Source organism: Pseudomonas sp. Pseusp11, assembly GCF_047304405.1.
In the GTDB taxonomy this organism is placed as follows: domain Bacteria; phylum Pseudomonadota; class Gammaproteobacteria; order Pseudomonadales; family Pseudomonadaceae; genus Aquipseudomonas.
Window position 1 is genome coordinate 37692 of the sequence record NZ_JBGLZF010000017.1, and the last position, 16189, is coordinate 53880.

General features: G+C 61.2%; 10 protein-coding genes. 4 read left to right on the forward strand and 6 right to left on the reverse strand.

What is annotated here, in order from left to right:
* The first annotated feature begins 3 nt into the window (after positions 1–3).
* Positions 4–1005: an alpha-xenorhabdolysin family binary toxin subunit B gene (locus ACCC96_RS15745; protein WP_413696259.1), complete on the forward strand. Its 1002-nt coding sequence runs from the start codon at positions 4–6 to the stop codon at positions 1003–1005.
* On the opposite strand, the gene ACCC96_RS15750 is transcribed toward ACCC96_RS15745, so the two are convergent.
* Together ACCC96_RS15750 and ACCC96_RS15755 are read right to left on the reverse strand one after the other, a co-directional pair.
* Positions 1002–1763, reverse strand: coding sequence for a tetratricopeptide repeat protein (locus ACCC96_RS15750; protein ID WP_413696260.1), 762 nt, complete (start codon positions 1761–1763; stop codon positions 1002–1004). The genes ACCC96_RS15745 and ACCC96_RS15750 overlap by 4 nt on opposite strands.
* Positions 1760–2440 (reverse strand): Fe2+-dependent dioxygenase, encoded by a 681-nt coding sequence (locus ACCC96_RS15755; RefSeq protein WP_413696261.1) that lies wholly within the window; start codon positions 2438–2440, stop codon positions 1760–1762. The genes ACCC96_RS15750 and ACCC96_RS15755 overlap by 4 nt, the downstream gene beginning before the upstream one ends.
* Before the next feature lie 206 nt (positions 2441–2646).
* On the opposite strand from ACCC96_RS15755, the gene ACCC96_RS15760 reads away from it, so the two are divergent.
* Together ACCC96_RS15760 and ACCC96_RS15765 are read left to right on the forward strand one after the other, a co-directional pair.
* On the forward strand, positions 2647–4905 hold the full coding sequence (locus ACCC96_RS15760; protein ID WP_026346016.1) for a TonB-dependent siderophore receptor: 2259 nt from the start codon (positions 2647–2649) through the stop codon (positions 4903–4905).
* A 150-nt stretch (positions 4906–5055) separates the two neighbouring features.
* Positions 5056–7584, forward strand: a complete 2529-nt coding sequence (locus ACCC96_RS15765; RefSeq protein ID WP_413696262.1) for a PepSY domain-containing protein — start codon at positions 5056–5058, stop codon at positions 7582–7584.
* A 137-nt stretch (positions 7585–7721) separates the two neighbouring features.
* Here ACCC96_RS15765 and ACCC96_RS15770 read toward each other — a convergent pair whose 3' ends face one another.
* The 4 genes from ACCC96_RS15770 to ptsP form a co-directional block, all read right to left on the reverse strand.
* Positions 7722–9263 (reverse strand): alkaline phosphatase D family protein, encoded by a 1542-nt coding sequence (locus ACCC96_RS15770; RefSeq protein WP_413696263.1) that lies wholly within the window; start codon positions 9261–9263, stop codon positions 7722–7724.
* Between the two features lie 66 nt (positions 9264–9329).
* Positions 9330–11069: a PTS fructose-like transporter subunit IIB gene (locus ACCC96_RS15775; RefSeq protein WP_413696264.1), complete on the reverse strand. Its 1740-nt coding sequence runs from the start codon at positions 11067–11069 to the stop codon at positions 9330–9332.
* A gap of 11 nt (positions 11070–11080) precedes the next feature.
* Positions 11081–12022 (reverse strand): 1-phosphofructokinase, encoded by a 942-nt coding sequence (gene pfkB / locus ACCC96_RS15780; RefSeq protein ID WP_018929500.1) that lies wholly within the window; start codon positions 12020–12022, stop codon positions 11081–11083.
* Entirely contained in the window at positions 12022–14889 is a 2868-nt protein-coding gene (ptsP, locus tag ACCC96_RS15785; protein WP_413696265.1) for a phosphoenolpyruvate--protein phosphotransferase, read from the reverse strand. Before ptsP ends, pfkB begins: the two co-directional genes overlap by 1 nt.
* Before the next feature lie 301 nt (positions 14890–15190).
* Between ptsP and cra the strand changes: the two genes are divergently transcribed.
* Positions 15191–16186, forward strand: a complete 996-nt coding sequence (gene cra / locus ACCC96_RS15790; RefSeq protein ID WP_064616145.1) for a catabolite repressor/activator — start codon at positions 15191–15193, stop codon at positions 16184–16186.
* Positions 16187–16189: the final 3 nt, after the last annotated feature.

The following is a 16189-nucleotide window of genomic DNA, read 5'->3' on the forward strand; positions in this document are numbered from 1 at the left end:
TTTATGAACATCCCATCGTATACCGCACCTGACATGTCTATTATTCGCGACAGCCGAGAAACCATTCGCTATCAGGCCATTATCGGCTCCGCTGACCTGTATATCGAAGCCCTGCGCAATGAACTGATCAAGCTTAATTCTCAAATTACCGAGACAGACCTGGTCGCGTCCAAGACATTAACTTCTGCAATCATCAGCCTGGAAACCACGGCACTCAACGAGACGCTGGAAGCGCTGACCGCTCTGTCAGCCGGCGAAGTGAATTCACAAACCAAAAACGCTATTGAGTTCTATACCAAAACAGCCACACAATTGATCTCGATGTGCACTAACAAGCTGGACGAAGCTCAGACAGAACTCAGCGACGCTATCCACAGTGTCCGGTATTCCTCCATCAGCAATAATCGATTCAAGATTGCCGAACTGGCGCAAGCTCGCGAGACATTGGCCATTGAGCTGGACAAAGAAAAGCCACCTGTGGATAAGCTGCTCGAAGATGAAAAGGTCTTGAACGAAGCGATCAGCCTGTTTGAAAGCCTCAGCTTCATTGATCGCCTGAAACCTCTGCTGGAGCAACTGACAGGGATGATCGGCAATCAACCTGAAACGCCTCAATCCGCCGCGTTGAAGGCTGGCATTGTGGTCGCGAACAAGTTTCTTGATGAGGCAAACGAACTGATCAAATACCAGGACCTGATCAAAGCTCGAACCACACTGCGGGTTCGCCTTAAAGATCGACAAGGTCGCCTGGACTCTCTCGTCACCCAAATGAGCGACATCGACAAGAAGGTCAAACAGCTGAACGACACGAAAAAGGTGATCGAACCGCGCGACTCGTATGCGGATGAAACGAGCAGCATTGTCGAAGCCGTGTCACTGTTTCTCGAAACCATCACCGAGGGTGCTGGAAACGACGTCTCCCAAAAGGGTCAAAAGCTGATCGCGCAGGCCAAGCCTTTCAAGCGCTACCTGGAAAACCCTAAAGGCCAGTGGCTGCGCGGCTAACCCAACGGTTGAGCGAGATCGGATGCACGCTGGCTATACTTCCCAGCCATCTCTCGAATCCTGGGGTGGGAGGCGTTATTCAGCGCCTCCCCGCTTACCCGCAAAAAGTTCTGGTTACCGGTGGCCAATGCCCGACGTAACCAGGACAGCGCTTCGTCAACATGCCCCTCATCGGCCAGGAGTGCCGCATAACTGAACTGACCTCGAAAATCCCCGCCTTCGGCAGATCGTCGATACCAGACTCGCGCCGCGAGAGGGTCGGCGAGGCAAGACTTGCCTTCTTCCAGATAACGCCCCAGCAGATTCATCGACTTCGCGTGGCCCAGTTCAGCGGCACGCCGATAGAGATTCAGCGCTTGCGACTGGTTTTCAGCCACCCCGCGCCCGGTAGCCAGCAGATTGGCGTAGTTGTACATCGCCCAATCCAGCCCGGCTTCGGCGGCGACACGATAATGCCCCGCGGCTATCGAGCCATCGGCGGTGCACCCCCAGCCATGTTCATGGCAACGACCGAGCATGTTGCGCGCCATCAAGTGCCCGCGCTGAGCCGCAATCTCGAACCAGCGCAGCGCCAGCGGCTGATCCCGCTCGATACCCCTCCCGTCCAGCAAAATCTGTCCCAGCAAGGCCTGGGCATCCAGCACACCTTCACGGGCGGCGATCAGAATCGCCTGGGCCGCCCGCGCCGGACTTTCCTCCAGCATGGCTTTGAGGCGATCACCGTCGAGGACTTCCTCGCGGCGCAATTGATAACTCATACCTCGACCCAGCGACGCAACAGGTTGTGGTAAGTACCGGTCAGGCGGATCAATGAAGGATGGTCGGGCAAGTCCTGGGTCAGCTGCTGAATCGCCCCGTCCATCTCGAACAGCAAAGCGCGCTGGTTGTCTTCACGCACCAGGCTTTGCGTCCAGAAAAACGATGCGTAGCGGGTTCCACGCGTGACGGCGTTGACCTTGTGCAGGCTGGTGCCGGGATACAGGACCATATCGCCGGCCGGCAATTTCACGCGCTGAGTGCCGAAGGTGTCCTGGATTTCCAGTTCGCCGCCGTCGTAATCCTCCGGGTCACTGAAGAACAGCGTCGCCGACAGATCGGTGCGCACCCGCTCGATGCTGCCCTTGGGCTGACGCACGGCATTGTCGATATGGAAGTCGAAACTGCCACCGGCCGTGTAACAGTTCAGCAACGGAGGGAAGACCTTGTGCGGTAATGCCGCTGACATGAACTGCGGATTTTTCCACAGCCGTTCGAGCATCGCCGCACCGATTTCCTTGGTCAACGGATGTCCTTCAGGCAGTTGCAGATTGTGCTTGGCCTTCGCCGACTGATAACCGGCGGTAATTTTGCCATCGGCCCAATCCGCCTGCGCCAGGGCCTCGCGAATGCGCTGCACTTCTTTTTTCGCGAACACGCCGGGAATGTGCAACAACATGGAAAGACACCTGAAAGCAAAGGGGCGCTAATGGTATTGATTCTTATTACTCTTGTAAAACCCAAGAGACGAATGAACCCGCAAAAACCGTAAAGGCAAATTGTAAAGAATGTAAATTCATCGCGAATAGAAACGTTTCGCAATTGATACAGATACGTATTTACTCTACATTCCGCGACCTCAAATCCTTGGGGAGGGGAATTCACATGTCACGCCAACAACCACAATCAACGGTCAGTTCACCGCGTTTGCTCGCGTCTGCAATTGGCGTGGCGATCACCGCCGGCTCTGCGGGCCACATGGTTTTCGCGGCCGAGAAGACCGACGAAAAAGCACCCGGCAACGCCATATCCCTGGACGCGACCAGCGTTGTAGGCGAGCAGGATGACACCTCCTACAAGACCGATACCTCGGCCTCCAAGAAGTACACCGCGCCACTGCGCGAGACGCCGAAAAGCGTCACAGTGATCCCGCAACAAGTGATTCGCGACACCGGCGCCACCAGCCTGGTCGACGCCCTGCGCACCACGCCGGGTATCACCTTTGGTGCCGGCGAGGGCGGCAACCCGGCCGGTGATCGTCCGATCATTCGTGGTTTCAACGCCGAAAGCGACGTGTTCATCGACGGCATGCGCGACGTGGCGTCCCAGAGCCGCGAGATCTTCAACGTTGAATCGATCGAAGTCAGCAAGGGCCCGGGATCAGCCTTCACCGGCGCCGGTTCCACCGGTGGCAGCCTGAACCTGGTGAGCAAGACAGCCAAGCTGGGCAATGCCTACAACGGCGGCTTCACCTGGGGCTCGGACCAGACCAAGCGCACCACTCTCGACCTGAACCAGCAAATGACCGACACCTCGGCGTTCCGGCTGAACCTGATGAAGCACGAAGCCAACGTCGCCGGGCGTGATGCCGTGGACGTCAGCCGCTGGGGCGTGGCACCGTCCTTTGCCTTCGGCCTGGGCACCGATACCCGCTTGACCGTCGGCTACTACCACGTCGAAACCGACGACATGCCCGACTACGGCATCCCGTTGACCTCGAGCCCCAACCGCAGCAAGTACAACGTCGACAAGCCGGCCAACGTCAACCGCGACAACTTCTACGGCCTCACCGGTCGCGACTATCGCCAGACCAGCAACGACAGCGGCACGATCAAGCTCGAGCACGATCTGAACGATAGCCTGACCGTGTCGAACAGCTTTCGCATGTCCCGTTCAACCCTGGACTACATCGTCACCAACCCTGACGACAGCAAGGGCAACGTGGCCAACGGCAGTCTCTACCGTGGCGCGAAGAGCCGTAACTCGACGTCCAGCGGCTGGATCAACCAGACCGACCTGAGTGCCAAATTCAACACCGGCGCCATCGAGCACAGCCTGGTAACCGGTCTGGAGTTTTCCTATCAGGACACCCACAACCGTCCGTACCTCCTGACCTCCAGCGCCAGCGGCACCCGGTGCAACCGCGCCCTGTTCAACTCCGGCGACTGCACCAGCCTGTACAACCCGACGCCTGGGGATAACTGGAACGGCAGGATCACCGACAGCAACGCCTTCACCGACACCGACACCAAGACCGCCGCGGCCTACGTGTTCGACACCCTGAAGTTCAACGAGCAATGGTCCCTGAACCTGGGTCTGCGTTATGACAACTACCAAGTCGAATCCAGCGGTTTCGCCAACGCCAGCAGCACGGCTCCAGCGGGCAGTTTCTCCCGTCAGAACACCAGCGACCTGGTGAACTACCAGATCGGCGTGGTCTACAACCCACTGCCAAACGGCAGCATCTATGCCGCCTACTCGACGTCCAGCAACCCGGCCGGCGAAACCAGCGGCAACGGGGGCCTGGAACTGGCGGCGAACAACAGCAGTCTGGACCCGGAAAAGAACCGCAACTACGAGATTGGCACCAAGTGGGACTTCTTCGGTGACGACCTGTCGCTGACCGCCGCACTGTTCCGCACCGAGAAAACCAACGCGCGTATCAACGATCCGGACGGCGGCACCACCCAAGTGCTGGACGGCGAACAGCAGGTCAATGGCCTGGAACTGACCTACACCGGCAAGCTGACCCGTAACTGGCGAGTCTTCGGCGGCTACACCTACATGGACAGCGAAGTGGTCAAAACCACCCTCGCCGCCGATGAAGGCAACCACATGCCAAGCACCCCACGAAACAACTTCACGTTCTGGTCGACCTACGACCTGGTGCCGGACAAGTTGACCGTCGGTGCCGGCGCGACCTTCGTCGATTCCCAGTTCGGCAACGTCGCCAACTCGGTGGAGATTCCGTCCTATTGGCGTTACGACGCGATGGCCAGCTACCGCCTGACCAAGAACGTCGACCTGCAACTCAACGTGCAGAACCTGGCTGACAAACGTTACTTCGACCAGGTATTCCAGACGCACTACGCCCACGTGGCGGCGGGCCGCACTGCCCTGCTGAGTGCCAACTTCCACTTCTGATAACAGAAGCGTGAAGACCAAAGCGCTCAGGCAAAAGCCCCGTTCATCAAAGTGAACGGGGCTTTTGCGTGTAAAAAAGAATGCTTCTCGACAACTCACGGCATAATGCGCGCCCGTGATGATGACTTTTGAACGAACAAGGCGAGCGACGTGTTGAAGAAATCCCTGTTCCAGTTGCACTGGTTTTTCGGCATCAGCGCCGGACTGGTCCTGGCCCTGATGGGCATTACCGGGGCGGCAGTCTCGTTTCAGGATGAAATCCTGCGAACGCTGAACCCTTCCGTGCTGCACGTCGAGAAGCAGATCGCCGGCGTGCTGCCACCGGCCGAACTGGTGGAGAAAATCGAAAGCGCTTCGGGCAAGATCGTCTCTATGCTCTGGGTCGAGACCGACAGCGGCAATGCTGCGCGGGTGATCTTCACGGCGCCGCCCGGTGAACGTCGCGGGCAGATGCGTTATTTCGACCCGTACACCGCCGAGTTCATGGGCGACGTCACCGGCCAGGACTTCTTCGGCCTGATGCTGCAACTGCACCGCTTCCTCGCCATGGGTGATACCGGCCGGCAGATCACCGGCGCCTGCACGCTGATTCTGGTGTTCTTCTGCCTGTCCGGCCTGTACCTGCGCTGGCCGCGCCAGTGGAAAAGCTGGCGCGCCTGGCTGACGCTGGACTGGAAGAAGAAGGGCCGCAGCTTCAACTGGGACCTGCACTCGGTGGCCGGTACCTGGTGCCTGGTGTTCTACCTTTTGGCAGCACTGACCGGGTTGTCCTGGTCGTACGAGTGGTACAACAAAGGGCTGACCAGGCTGCTTTCCGATTCGCCGCAAAACGAGCGGGTTCGCAGTGGTCGCGGCCCTGCGCCAAGCGGCCCGGCCCCCACCGCCGATTACGCCGCCATGTGGAGCAGCATCTACAGCGCCGCCGGCCCTGGTCTTTCGTCCTACAACGTTCGGATGCCGCCAGTGGCCGGGCAACCGGCAACCGTGTTCTACCTGCTGAAGGATTCACCCCACGACCAGGCACGGAACCAGATCACCCTCGATCCGGTGACCGGCGCCGTCAGCCGTCATGACCGCTACAGCGACAAGAGCCTCAAGGCGCAGTTGCTGACCAGTATTTATGCACTGCACGTCGGCAGTTATTTCGGGCTTGTCGGGCGGATCATCCTGACCATCACCGCGCTGAGCATGCCGCTGTTTTTCGTCACGGGCTGGTTGCTGTACCTGGACCGCCGACGCAAGAAACGTCAGATCAAGGATGCCCGTAAAGGCCTTGAGCAACCGGGTAGCGACGCACCGGCATGGCTGATCGGCTTCGCCAGCCAGAGCGGGTTTGCCGAACAGCTCGCCTGGCAGACTGCCGGGCAATTGCAGGCCGCCGGATTACCGGTGAAAGTTCAACCGTTGGCCGATGTCAGCGAACAGGACCTGCGAGATTCCAGCAACGCGCTGTTTGTGGTCAGCACCTTCGGCGACGGCGAAGCGCCGGACAGCGCCCGCGGTTTCGAACGCAAAGTGCTGGGGCGTGCACCGAGTCTTAAACGCCTGAACTATGCCGTGCTCGGCCTCGGTGACCGCCAGTATCAACACTTCTGCGGCTTCGCCCGTCGCTTGCACACCTGGCTGGGCGAGCACGGCGGCAAGACCTTGTTCGCCCCGGTTGAAGTCGACGGTGGCGACCCTTACGCCCTGCGTCACTGGCAACAGCAACTCGGTCTGCTGACGGGTCAGGCACCGGTCGACACCTGGCAAGCGCCCAGCTACGACAACTGGACCCTGACCCGCCGCGAATTGATGAACCCGGACAGCAGTGGAGCTCCCGTGTACTTGCTCGGCCTTACCGCTCCCAGCACCAGCAGTTGGCTGGCCGGTGATCTGGTGGAAGTGCTGCCGCGCAATGGTGCGTGGGCCATCGAGCATTTCCTCGAAGGCCTGGGAATTGATGGTCGAGCCACGGTTGAACTCGATGGCCTGTCGCAGTCTCTGGAGCAAGCCCTGGCCAGCCGCCAACTGCCCGAGAACCGCGCTCATCTGGTCGGCCTGCACGCGCAAGCGCTGGTGAATGCGTTGGTGCCACTGGCCCTGCGCGAATACTCCATCGCCTCGATCGCCGCCGACGGCGTGCTGGAATTGATCGTGCGTCAGGAGCGGCACCCAGACGGCAGCCTGGGCATCGGCTCCGGCTGGTTGACCGAACACGTGCCTGTGGGCAGCCACGTCAACCTGCGGGTGCGGCGCAACAGTGGTTTCCATATGCCGAACGAACCGGTGCCGATGATCCTGCTGGGCAACGGCACCGGCCTGGCCGGGTTGCGCAGTTTGCTCAAGGCACGGATTGCCGACGGGCAACAGCACCACTGGCTGCTGTTTGGCGAGCGCAATCGGGAACACGATTACCTGTGCCGTGCGGAGCTGGAAGAGTGGTTGATCAACGGTGATCTGGCGCGTCTGGACCTGGCGTTTTCCCGCGATCAGTCCGAGAAAATCTACGTGCAGGATCGCCTGCGCGAGTCTGCCGGCGAGCTGAAGAAATGGCTGGCCGATGGCGCCGTGATTTACATCTGCGGCAGTTTGCAGGGGATGGCGTCAGGGGTGGACCAAGTGCTCAATGAAGTCCTCGGCGCGGATGAAGTCGAGCGCCTGATCGAACAAGGCCGCTACCGCCGCGACGTTTACTAATAGCGCGGTACATGATCGTTCCCACGCTCCGCGTGGGAATGCAGCCTGGGACGCTCCGCGTCCCTTCCAGAGCCGAACGCGGAGCGTCCGTTGAGGCATTCCCACGCAGAGCGTGGGAACGATCATGCATCAAGCCCTCAAACCGGCTGCAACTTACGCTCGAACACCCCCACCCCATCCAGATCCCGCAGCACGACACTCAACTCCCCCGACTGCCCATCGATGTTCACCTCGCCAAAAAACTGAAACCCGGCAAACGGCGAGGTGTTCTGCGCCGCTGGCGCCTTCTGGAACACCACCTCGGGGCCGAAGGTTTTATCCAGCGCATTCGGCCCGAAGCTCCCCGCATTCAGTGGCCCCGCGACAAATTCCCAGAACGGTTCGAAGTCCTGGAACGCCGCGCGATCAGGATGGTAATGGTGCGCCGCGCAATAATGCACATCCGCCGTCAGCCAAACGAAATTGCGCACCTGCTGCGCCCGCAGAAAGCTCAGTAATTCAGCGATCTCCAGTTCACGGCCTTGAGCCGGGCCCGGATCACCGTTGGCCACCGCCTCCCAACGCGCCACACCGGGGCTGACTTCGCCGTCCGGGACGCCGAGGCCGATAGGCATGTCAGCGGCGATGACTTTCCATTGAGCCTGGGAGCTTTTCAATTTACGTTTGAGCCAATCCAATTGTTCTCGACCGAGGAACGGTTTGGCGGCACCGAGATTGTCGTCATTGGCACCCCGGTAGCTGCGCATGTCGAGCACGAACACATCGAGCATCGGCCCATAACTCAGCTTGCGATAAATCCGCCCGCCACCGTCAGCACTCTGCAAACGCATCGGCGCATATTCCAGCCAGGCCTGCCGCGCGCGGCCCACCAGGCTGTGGATATCTTTGCTCTTGTAGCGATTATCCAGTTGCTTGCCCGGCGACCAGTTGTTCACCACTTCGTGGTCGTCCCACTGCCAGATCTGCGGCACTTCGGCGTTGAAGCGACGGACGTTTTCGTCCATCAGGTTATAGCGGTAATTGCCGCGATACTCGTCGAGGGTTTCGGCGACTTTGCTCTTGGCTTCGCTGGTGACGTTGCGCCACACCCGGCCGCTTTCGGTGATCAGTTGCGCCGGCACCGGGCCATCAGCGTAGATGGTGTCGCCGCTGTGGATAAAAAAATCCGGCAGGCGCAGACGCATGGCTTCGTAGATGCGCATGCCGCCGATGTCCGGGTTGATGCCGAAGCCTTGGCCAACCGTGTCGCCACTCCAGACGAAGCGAATATTCCGCCGAGCGCTGGGCACACTGCGCAGATGGCCGAACCAGGGTTCACTGGCGACACCGCTCTGGGCGTCTTCGAACGTCACGCGGTAGAAAATCGCCTGATCGGCGGGCAGGCCGGTGAGTTCGACCCGAGCGGTGAAATCGGTGCCGGCATCGGCCAATGGCGAGACGAATCGACGGGGGTTGCTGAACAGACTGCGCGTGTCCCATTCCACCACCATCCGCGCCGCACGATCGCTACGGCTCCAGATCATCGCCCGGTCGCCCAACAGGTCGCCGGACTGCACACCATCGGTGAGTTGCGGCCGATCCTTGACCGAAGCAATCACCGCCGGGGCCAGACCGGGCAGCAATAGCCCGGCCCCGACAGCTTGTATGACACGACGGCGGCCGAGATCGAATTCGCTCATGGTGCTCTCCCTGAAAAAGGCAAACTAAAGCACGGCCGCATGAAGCAGGTATGACACAAATAAGATCTATGCGTTAGCCGGCTCCAGCACCAACTCCACCGCCTCAGGTCGCTTGAGCACCGAATACACCACCGCCGTCAGCAGACTCCCGGCCACAATCGCCAGCAGATACAACAGCGCATGGTTGATCGCATTCGGAATCAGCATCACAAACAATCCACCGTGCGGCGCCATGAGTTTGCAGCCGAAGTACATCGACAACGCGCCGGTCAGCGCACCGCCGGCGATGCTCGCCGGAATCACCCGCAGCGGGTCTTTGGCCGCGAACGGAATCGCCCCTTCGGAGATAAAGCACAACCCCAGCACCAGCGCCGCTTTACCGGCCTCGCGTTCCGTCTGGGCGAACTTGCGCCGGGCAATCAACGTGGCGATGCCCAGGCCAATCGGCGGCACCATGCCGGCGGCCATGGTCGCGGCCATCGGTGCATAACTCTGCGATGCCAGCAGCCCCACCGAAAACGCGTAAGCCGCCTTGTTGATCGGCCCACCAAGGTCGACGCACATCATGCCGCCCAGCAGCACACCGAGCAGAATCGCGTTGGTGGTGCCCATGCTGTCGAGGAAATGGGTGAGCCCCGCAAGCATCCCGGCCACCGGTTTGCCAACCACGTAGATCATCACCAGACCGGTGAACAGGCTCGCCAGCAACGGAATGATCAGGATCGGTTTCAGCGCCTCAAGACTTTGCGGCAAGCGCGCATATCGGTTGATCGCCTGGGCCACATAACCGGCGATGAAACCGGCAATGATCCCGCCGATGAAACCGGCACCGAGCGTGCTCGCCAGCAATCCACCGATCATCCCCGGCGCCAGGCCTGGGCGGTCGGCGATCGAATAAGCGATGTAGCCCGCAAGCAAAGGCACCATCAGTTTGAACGCGCTCTCGCCGCCGATCTGCATCAGCGCCGCCGCGAGCGTGCCTTGCTCCTTGAACGCGGTGATGCCGAACACGAAGGACAAGGCAATCATCAGACCGCCCGCCACCACCATCGGCAACATGTACGAGACACCGGTCAGCAGGTGTTTGTAGATACCGGTCTTCTCTTGCTTGGCCGGGCCTTTGGCGCCGGTCGCAACGCTTTCCTGCTTGCCTTCGGCCAAGGCTTTGTTCAGCGTCGCTTCGGCCTGCTTCAGGGCGATGCCTGTGCCGCAGCGGTAGATTTTCTTGCCGGCGAAACGCTCGGTGGCAACTTCGATGTCTGCCGCCAGCAGCACCACGTCGGCATTGGCAATCGCCTCTGCACTAAGCGGATTGCGTGCGCCGACCGAGCCCTGGGTTTCCACTTGCAGGTCGTAACCCAGACGCTTGGCCGCTTGCTGCAAGGCTTCGGCGGCCATGAAGGTGTGGGCGACACCGGTCGGGCACGCGGTGACGGCCACCAGGCGTGGCGCCTGTTTAGCAACCGCGGCAGGTTCAGCGGTGGCTGCGGGCGCGACGTAAACCTCGGCTTCCTCTACCCCGCGGCGCAGCACCGCTTCGACATCTTGCAGGGCCTGGGCCGGGGTGCTCTGGAACACCCGTTTGCCGATAAACCGCGACATATCCACCGGCGCGCTGGTGACCAGCAACACCCACTCGGCGGCCTCGATGATCGCCGCCGACAATTGACGTTCCGGATGGGCTGCATCCACGACTTCGACACTGGTGCTCCAGCCCTGACGCTGGGCCGCTGCATCGAGCAGACGAGCACACAGCACACTGGTGACCATGCCGTTCGGGCAGGCCGTAACAATGGCTAATTTCATTGCAAACCCTCTTATTGTTCTGTCAGGGGGCGCACGCGCACGCCCTGTTCGAGCTGCGCCAGTTGCGCGGCGTCGCCGATGCCAAAACCGATCTGGGTGACGGCCATGGCGGCAATCGCAGTGGCGGTGCGCAAGGTCTGTTCAGGCGTATCGGCACTGAGCAAGCCGTGCAACATGCCCGCCAGCAACGAATCCCCCGCACCGACGGTGCTGACCACGCTGACCTTGGGCGGCGTGGCGTGCATCGCCGAGCCGACACTGAACCAGTTCACCCCGTCGGCACCGTGGGAAATCACCACGTGCTCGATGCCATGAGCGTGCAAACGGCTCGCGGCCTCGGCTTGGGCGCCCACGGAAACCACTTCGCAATCCAGTGCTTCAGCCAGCTCTTCGGTGTTGGGCTTGATCAGCCACGGGCCAGCCGACAGGCCGGCGCGCAAGGCTTCACCGCTGGTGTCGAGCGCAACGTTCAAGCCGCGTTTTTTCAAGCGCAGGATCAACTCCCGCAACCATTGAGCACTCACGCCACGGGGCAAACTGCCGGCCACCACGACCGCGTCATGCCCTGGCGCAATCTGGTCGAGCCGATCGAGCAAAGCCTGCTGCGCCGCTTCACTGACCCGCGGCCCCGGGCCGTTGATATCGGTGATGCGCCCATCGTTTTCCGCCAGCTTGATATTGCTGCGGGTCTCGCCGGGGACGCGGATAAACGCGTCGGTGAAGCCGCGTTTGGCGAACAGGGTTTCGAACGCCTGAAGGTTATCTTCCCCGAGAAACCCGCTGACAGTCAGCTGATGCCCGAGGTCGGCCAGCACCTGCGCCACGTTCACCCCTTTGCCGGCGGCGTGGGTGTGCATTTCGTCGCTGCGATTGACCTGACCGGGCACAAGCATCGGCAATTGAACGGTAAGGTCCAGCGCCGGGTTGAGGGTCAGGGTTAAGATCTTGGCCATTACAGCGCCTCCACTAATGCGCGGACTTCGTTCGCGCTGCCCACGGCCAGGGCCTGTTGGGCAAGGGTTTGAGTCTGGGTCAGGCTGAGTTCGCGAATGCGCGCCTTGACCTCGGCAATGCTGCGGCCCGACACGCTCAACTCATCCACACCCAGGCCCACCAGCACCGGCACCGCCAGCGGATCGGCCGCCAGTTCACCGCACACGCCGACCCACTTGCCATGAGCATGAGCCGCTCGCACGGTGATGTCGATCAGTTGCAGCACCGCCGGGTGCAAGCCGTCAGCCTGGGCCGACAAAGTGGGATGACCACGGTCGATGGCCAGGGTGTACTGGGTCAGGTCGTTGGTGCCGACGCTGAAGAAGTCCACTTCCTTGGCCAATACCGGCGCCAGCAAGGCAGCCGACGGCACTTCGATCATGATCCCCAGTTGCAGATCGGCGACCGGGATTTCCAGACGCAGACGTTCGGTCATGTCCCGAGCCTGGCGCCACTCATCGACGCTGCCGACCATCGGGAACATGATCCGCAAGGGACGGTTATCCGCCGCACGCAGCAAGGCGCGCAATTGCGCTTCCATGACCTGCGGGCGTTGCAGGGTCAGGCGAATGCCACGCACGCCGAGGAACGGGTTTTCTTCTTTCGCGATCGGCCAGTACGGCAGCGGTTTATCGCCACCGACGTCGAGGGTGCGCACCACCAGCGGCCGCCCGGCAAGGCCATCGAGTACGCGACGGTATTCGACTTCCTGGGTGGCTTCGTCCGGCGCTTGTGAATGAGCCATGAAAATCAGTTCGGTGCGCAACAGGCCAATGCCTTCGGCGCCCTGCTCCACCGCACTGGTGACGCCAGCGCTTTCACCGATATTGGCGAACACTTCCACGGGGTGGCCGTCGGTGGTCAGCGCCGGTTGATGGCGTTGTTCGGCGGCGGCTTTGAGGCGCAGTTCGCGGGTGTCGCGCTCTTCGGTGGCGCGCTGCAAGGTCGCGGCATCGGCGTCCACATGCAGGCGACCGCGTTGGCCATCGATCAACAGCGGTGTACCCGGTTTCAGCAACAACACGGCGGCGCCAGCGCCCACCAGCGCTGGAATACCCAGGGCCCGGGCGACGATCGCACTGTGAGCCGTGGCACCACCGCGAGCGGTGAGAATGCCGGCGACGCGCGTCGGATCAAGACGCGCCACATCCGACGGGCCGACTTCGTCCATCACCAGAATGTACGGTTGCGCAGGCTCCGCAGGCGTTTCGACGCCACACAAATGCGCCAGCACCCGACGGCCAATGTCGCGCAAGTCGGCGGCACGTTCGGCGAGCAACGCGTCCTGCAGCGCTTCCTGTTGTTTGGCGGCGGCTTCGATCACCGTCATCCACGCCGCTTCGGCGCTTTCACCTTGCTTGAGGCGGGTTTCGACTTCGTCGGTCAATTCCGGGTCGTCGAGCATTTCCTGATGGGTGATGAAAATCTCGCGTATAGCTTTGGCCTTGCTGCGCTCGATCAGGCCTTCGATGTCACGACGCACATCGGCCAGCGCTTGCTTGAGACGCTCGCGCTCGATGGCCGCAGACTCACCGCGCAGCGGGTAATCGATAACTTGCAGCACTTGAATATGTGCCGGGCCGATGGCGATCCCGGGTGCCGCGGCAATCGCCTGAATCAGGCTGCCGGACGCTGGCGCGAGCAGTGTTTCGGCGACCTCCGCCTCTACGAGCACTTCGCGCTGCTGGCTCACCACGGGCAGCGGCTCGACTTCTTCACCGAGGCCTTCTTCGATGGCCGCCAGCAAGGCCGGCAAGGCGTCGGCGGCGATGACCGGTTCGGCGATGAGCTCCAGCACCTGACCGCGACGGGCGCCAAGGCTGAGCAGTTTGCTCAAACTCTTCACCGACACCGCGCTGTCGTGGCCATCGACGATGCGTATACGGATCTCGCCTTCAAAACTTTTCGCCAGTTGCGCGAGGATCTTCGCCGGGCGCGCATGCAAACCGTGGGCGTTGGCCAGGGCAATGCGTGCGCTCGGCCAGTCCGCCGGCACTTCACCGCCAAGGACTTCCAGCACCGCGCGGCTGCTGGTGGCACGGCCCAATTCATGGCCGCGACCTTCAATCAGCAACGCGCAAAGACGTTCGAGCAGTGCCTGATGGGCTTCACCGAGGCTGGCCAGGCAGAACAGCCCGCTCAGCGGCTGACCGAGGTAGCGGATGGGTTTGTCCGGGGTAACGAACGCCAGGCCGGGACGCTTCACTGTTTGCTCGCTGTGCAGCCACCACAGGCCATCGCCCAGCGGCAACGCTTCGACCTGCTGCAAGACGCCAGCAAAACCGTTGCTCACGCAATCGGCCTGACGCAGCAAGCGGGCACCGCGCCAAACCAGCTCTTCGAAGTCATCGGCGGACACACCGAGGCCGATCATCTGTGCATCCAGTGCCAGCTCTTGTGGCGCACCTTGCAGCAATTTCAGCAAGGCTTCGGCGGAACTGGCGCGGCGCAGGGCCTGGCCCAGGTCGGTTTCACCGAGGGCACGGGTCAGCAGTTGCAGCAGGCGCAGGTGTTCATCGGATTTGGCGGCGATACCGATGGCCAGATAAACGATCTGGCCATTGCCCCAGTCCACGCCGTCAGGAAACTGCATCAGCCGCACGCCGGTGGCGAATACCTGATCGCGGGTTTCGGGAGTGCCATGGGGGATGGCAATACCTTGGCCGAGAAAGGTCGAGCCCTGGGCTTCCCGGGCCTGCAAGCCTGCGAGGTAACCGTCGGCCACCAGGCCATCGGTCACGAGTCGGTCAGCGAGCAATTGCAAGGCGGTGGCTTTATCCACAGCCGACTGGCCCATGGATATCTGCTCTATGGTGAGCTCGAGCATGCTTTCTCCTTTTTGGCGCCGTGTGACGCCAGGTATTGTTTTGATTGATTCAGCTTAGGCGCTTTGAGTACACCTTTTCAGACGCAGTTTTGGCGGTTTCGCGGCAGAACCGGCCAAAGCGACCTGTAACGTAGAAAATACGCCTGCTGAAACGTTTAATCTAGAATCTTAGGCACGTTACTCGATAATGTCTCATCCTTGAAGTCCAATTATCGGATGTGCTGCGACAATGGTCGCCTGCCTCAATCGGGTAGGATTGGCGAAAATGTCGGGGCACGCTCTAAAAACAAGGAATACCGGGTTGAAACTCAGTGATATTGCACAATTGGCCGGTGTCTCCGTGACCACCGCCAGTTACGTCATCAATGGCAAGGCCGAACAGCAACGCATCAGCAGCGCCACCGTCGAGCGTGTGCGGGCAGTGGTCGAACAACATGGCTTCACGCCCAACCCGCAGGCCGCCGGGCTGCGCAGTCGGCACACCCGCACCCTGGGCTTCATTCTGCCGGACCTGGAAAACCCCAGTTACGCGCGAATCGCCAAACTGCTGGAACAAGGCGCCCGGGCGCGTGGCTATCAGCTGCTGATCGCCAGCTCCGACGATGCGCCAGACAGCGAACGGCAATTGCTGCAACTGTTCCGCGCCCGCCGCTGCGATGCGCTGATCGTCGCCAGTTGCCTGCCGGCCGGCGACGACAGCTATCGCCAGTTGCAGGCCAAAGGCATCCCGATCATCGCCATCGACCGGGTGATGGAGCCCGAGCATTTCTGCTCGGTGATCAGCGATGATCGCGAAGCCAGCCTGCACCTGACCCGCAGCCTGCTGACCCCGCTGCCAAAACAGATCGCACTGCTCGGCGCACGCCCCGAATTGAGTATCAGCCAGGAGCGGGCAGCGGGCTTCAAGGAGGCGCTGAACGGTTTCAAAGGCGAGGCGCTGATCGAGCACGGCGAGTCGTTCAGCCGTGAGTGCGGCAAACAACTGATGGAAGAATTGATCCAACGCCTGGGCCATTTGCCGGATGCGCTGGTGACCACCTCCTATGTGCTGCTTCAGGGCGTGTTCGATGCCTTGCACGATTTCCCGCTGAAAAGCCGCCCGCTGCGCCTGGGCACCTTCGGTGATACGCAGTTGCTGGACTTCCTGCCGCTGCCGGTCAACGCCATGGCCCAGCAGCATCAACTGATCGCCGACAAAGCCCTGGAACTGGCAGTGGCCGCCATCGAACAGGCCGATTACCAGCCCGGCGTGCAGGCCATCGCGCGGACGTTCAAGCAGCGTATTCTTCAGGACTGAACC

Bases quoted from the DNA above. Each gene is read 5' to 3' on its own strand.
- ACCC96_RS15745 (WP_413696259.1), top strand. From the start codon at position 4: ATGAACATCCCATCGTATACCGCACCTGACATGTCTATTATTCGCGAC.
- ACCC96_RS15750 (WP_413696260.1), bottom strand. From the start codon at position 1,763: ATGAGTTATCAATTGCGCCGCGAGGAAGTCCTCGACGGTGATCGCCTC.
- ACCC96_RS15755 (WP_413696261.1), bottom strand. From the start codon at position 2,440: ATGTTGTTGCACATTCCCGGCGTGTTCGCGAAAAAAGAAGTGCAGCGC.
- ACCC96_RS15760 (WP_026346016.1), top strand. From the start codon at position 2,647: ATGTCACGCCAACAACCACAATCAACGGTCAGTTCACCGCGTTTGCTC.
- ACCC96_RS15770 (WP_413696263.1), bottom strand. From the start codon at position 9,263: ATGAGCGAATTCGATCTCGGCCGCCGTCGTGTCATACAAGCTGTCGGG.
- ACCC96_RS15775 (WP_413696264.1), bottom strand. From the start codon at position 11,069: ATGAAATTAGCCATTGTTACGGCCTGCCCGAACGGCATGGTCACCAGT.
- pfkB (WP_018929500.1), bottom strand. From the start codon at position 12,022: ATGGCCAAGATCTTAACCCTGACCCTCAACCCGGCGCTGGACCTTACC.
- ptsP (WP_413696265.1), bottom strand. From the start codon at position 14,889: ATGCTCGAGCTCACCATAGAGCAGATATCCATGGGCCAGTCGGCTGTG.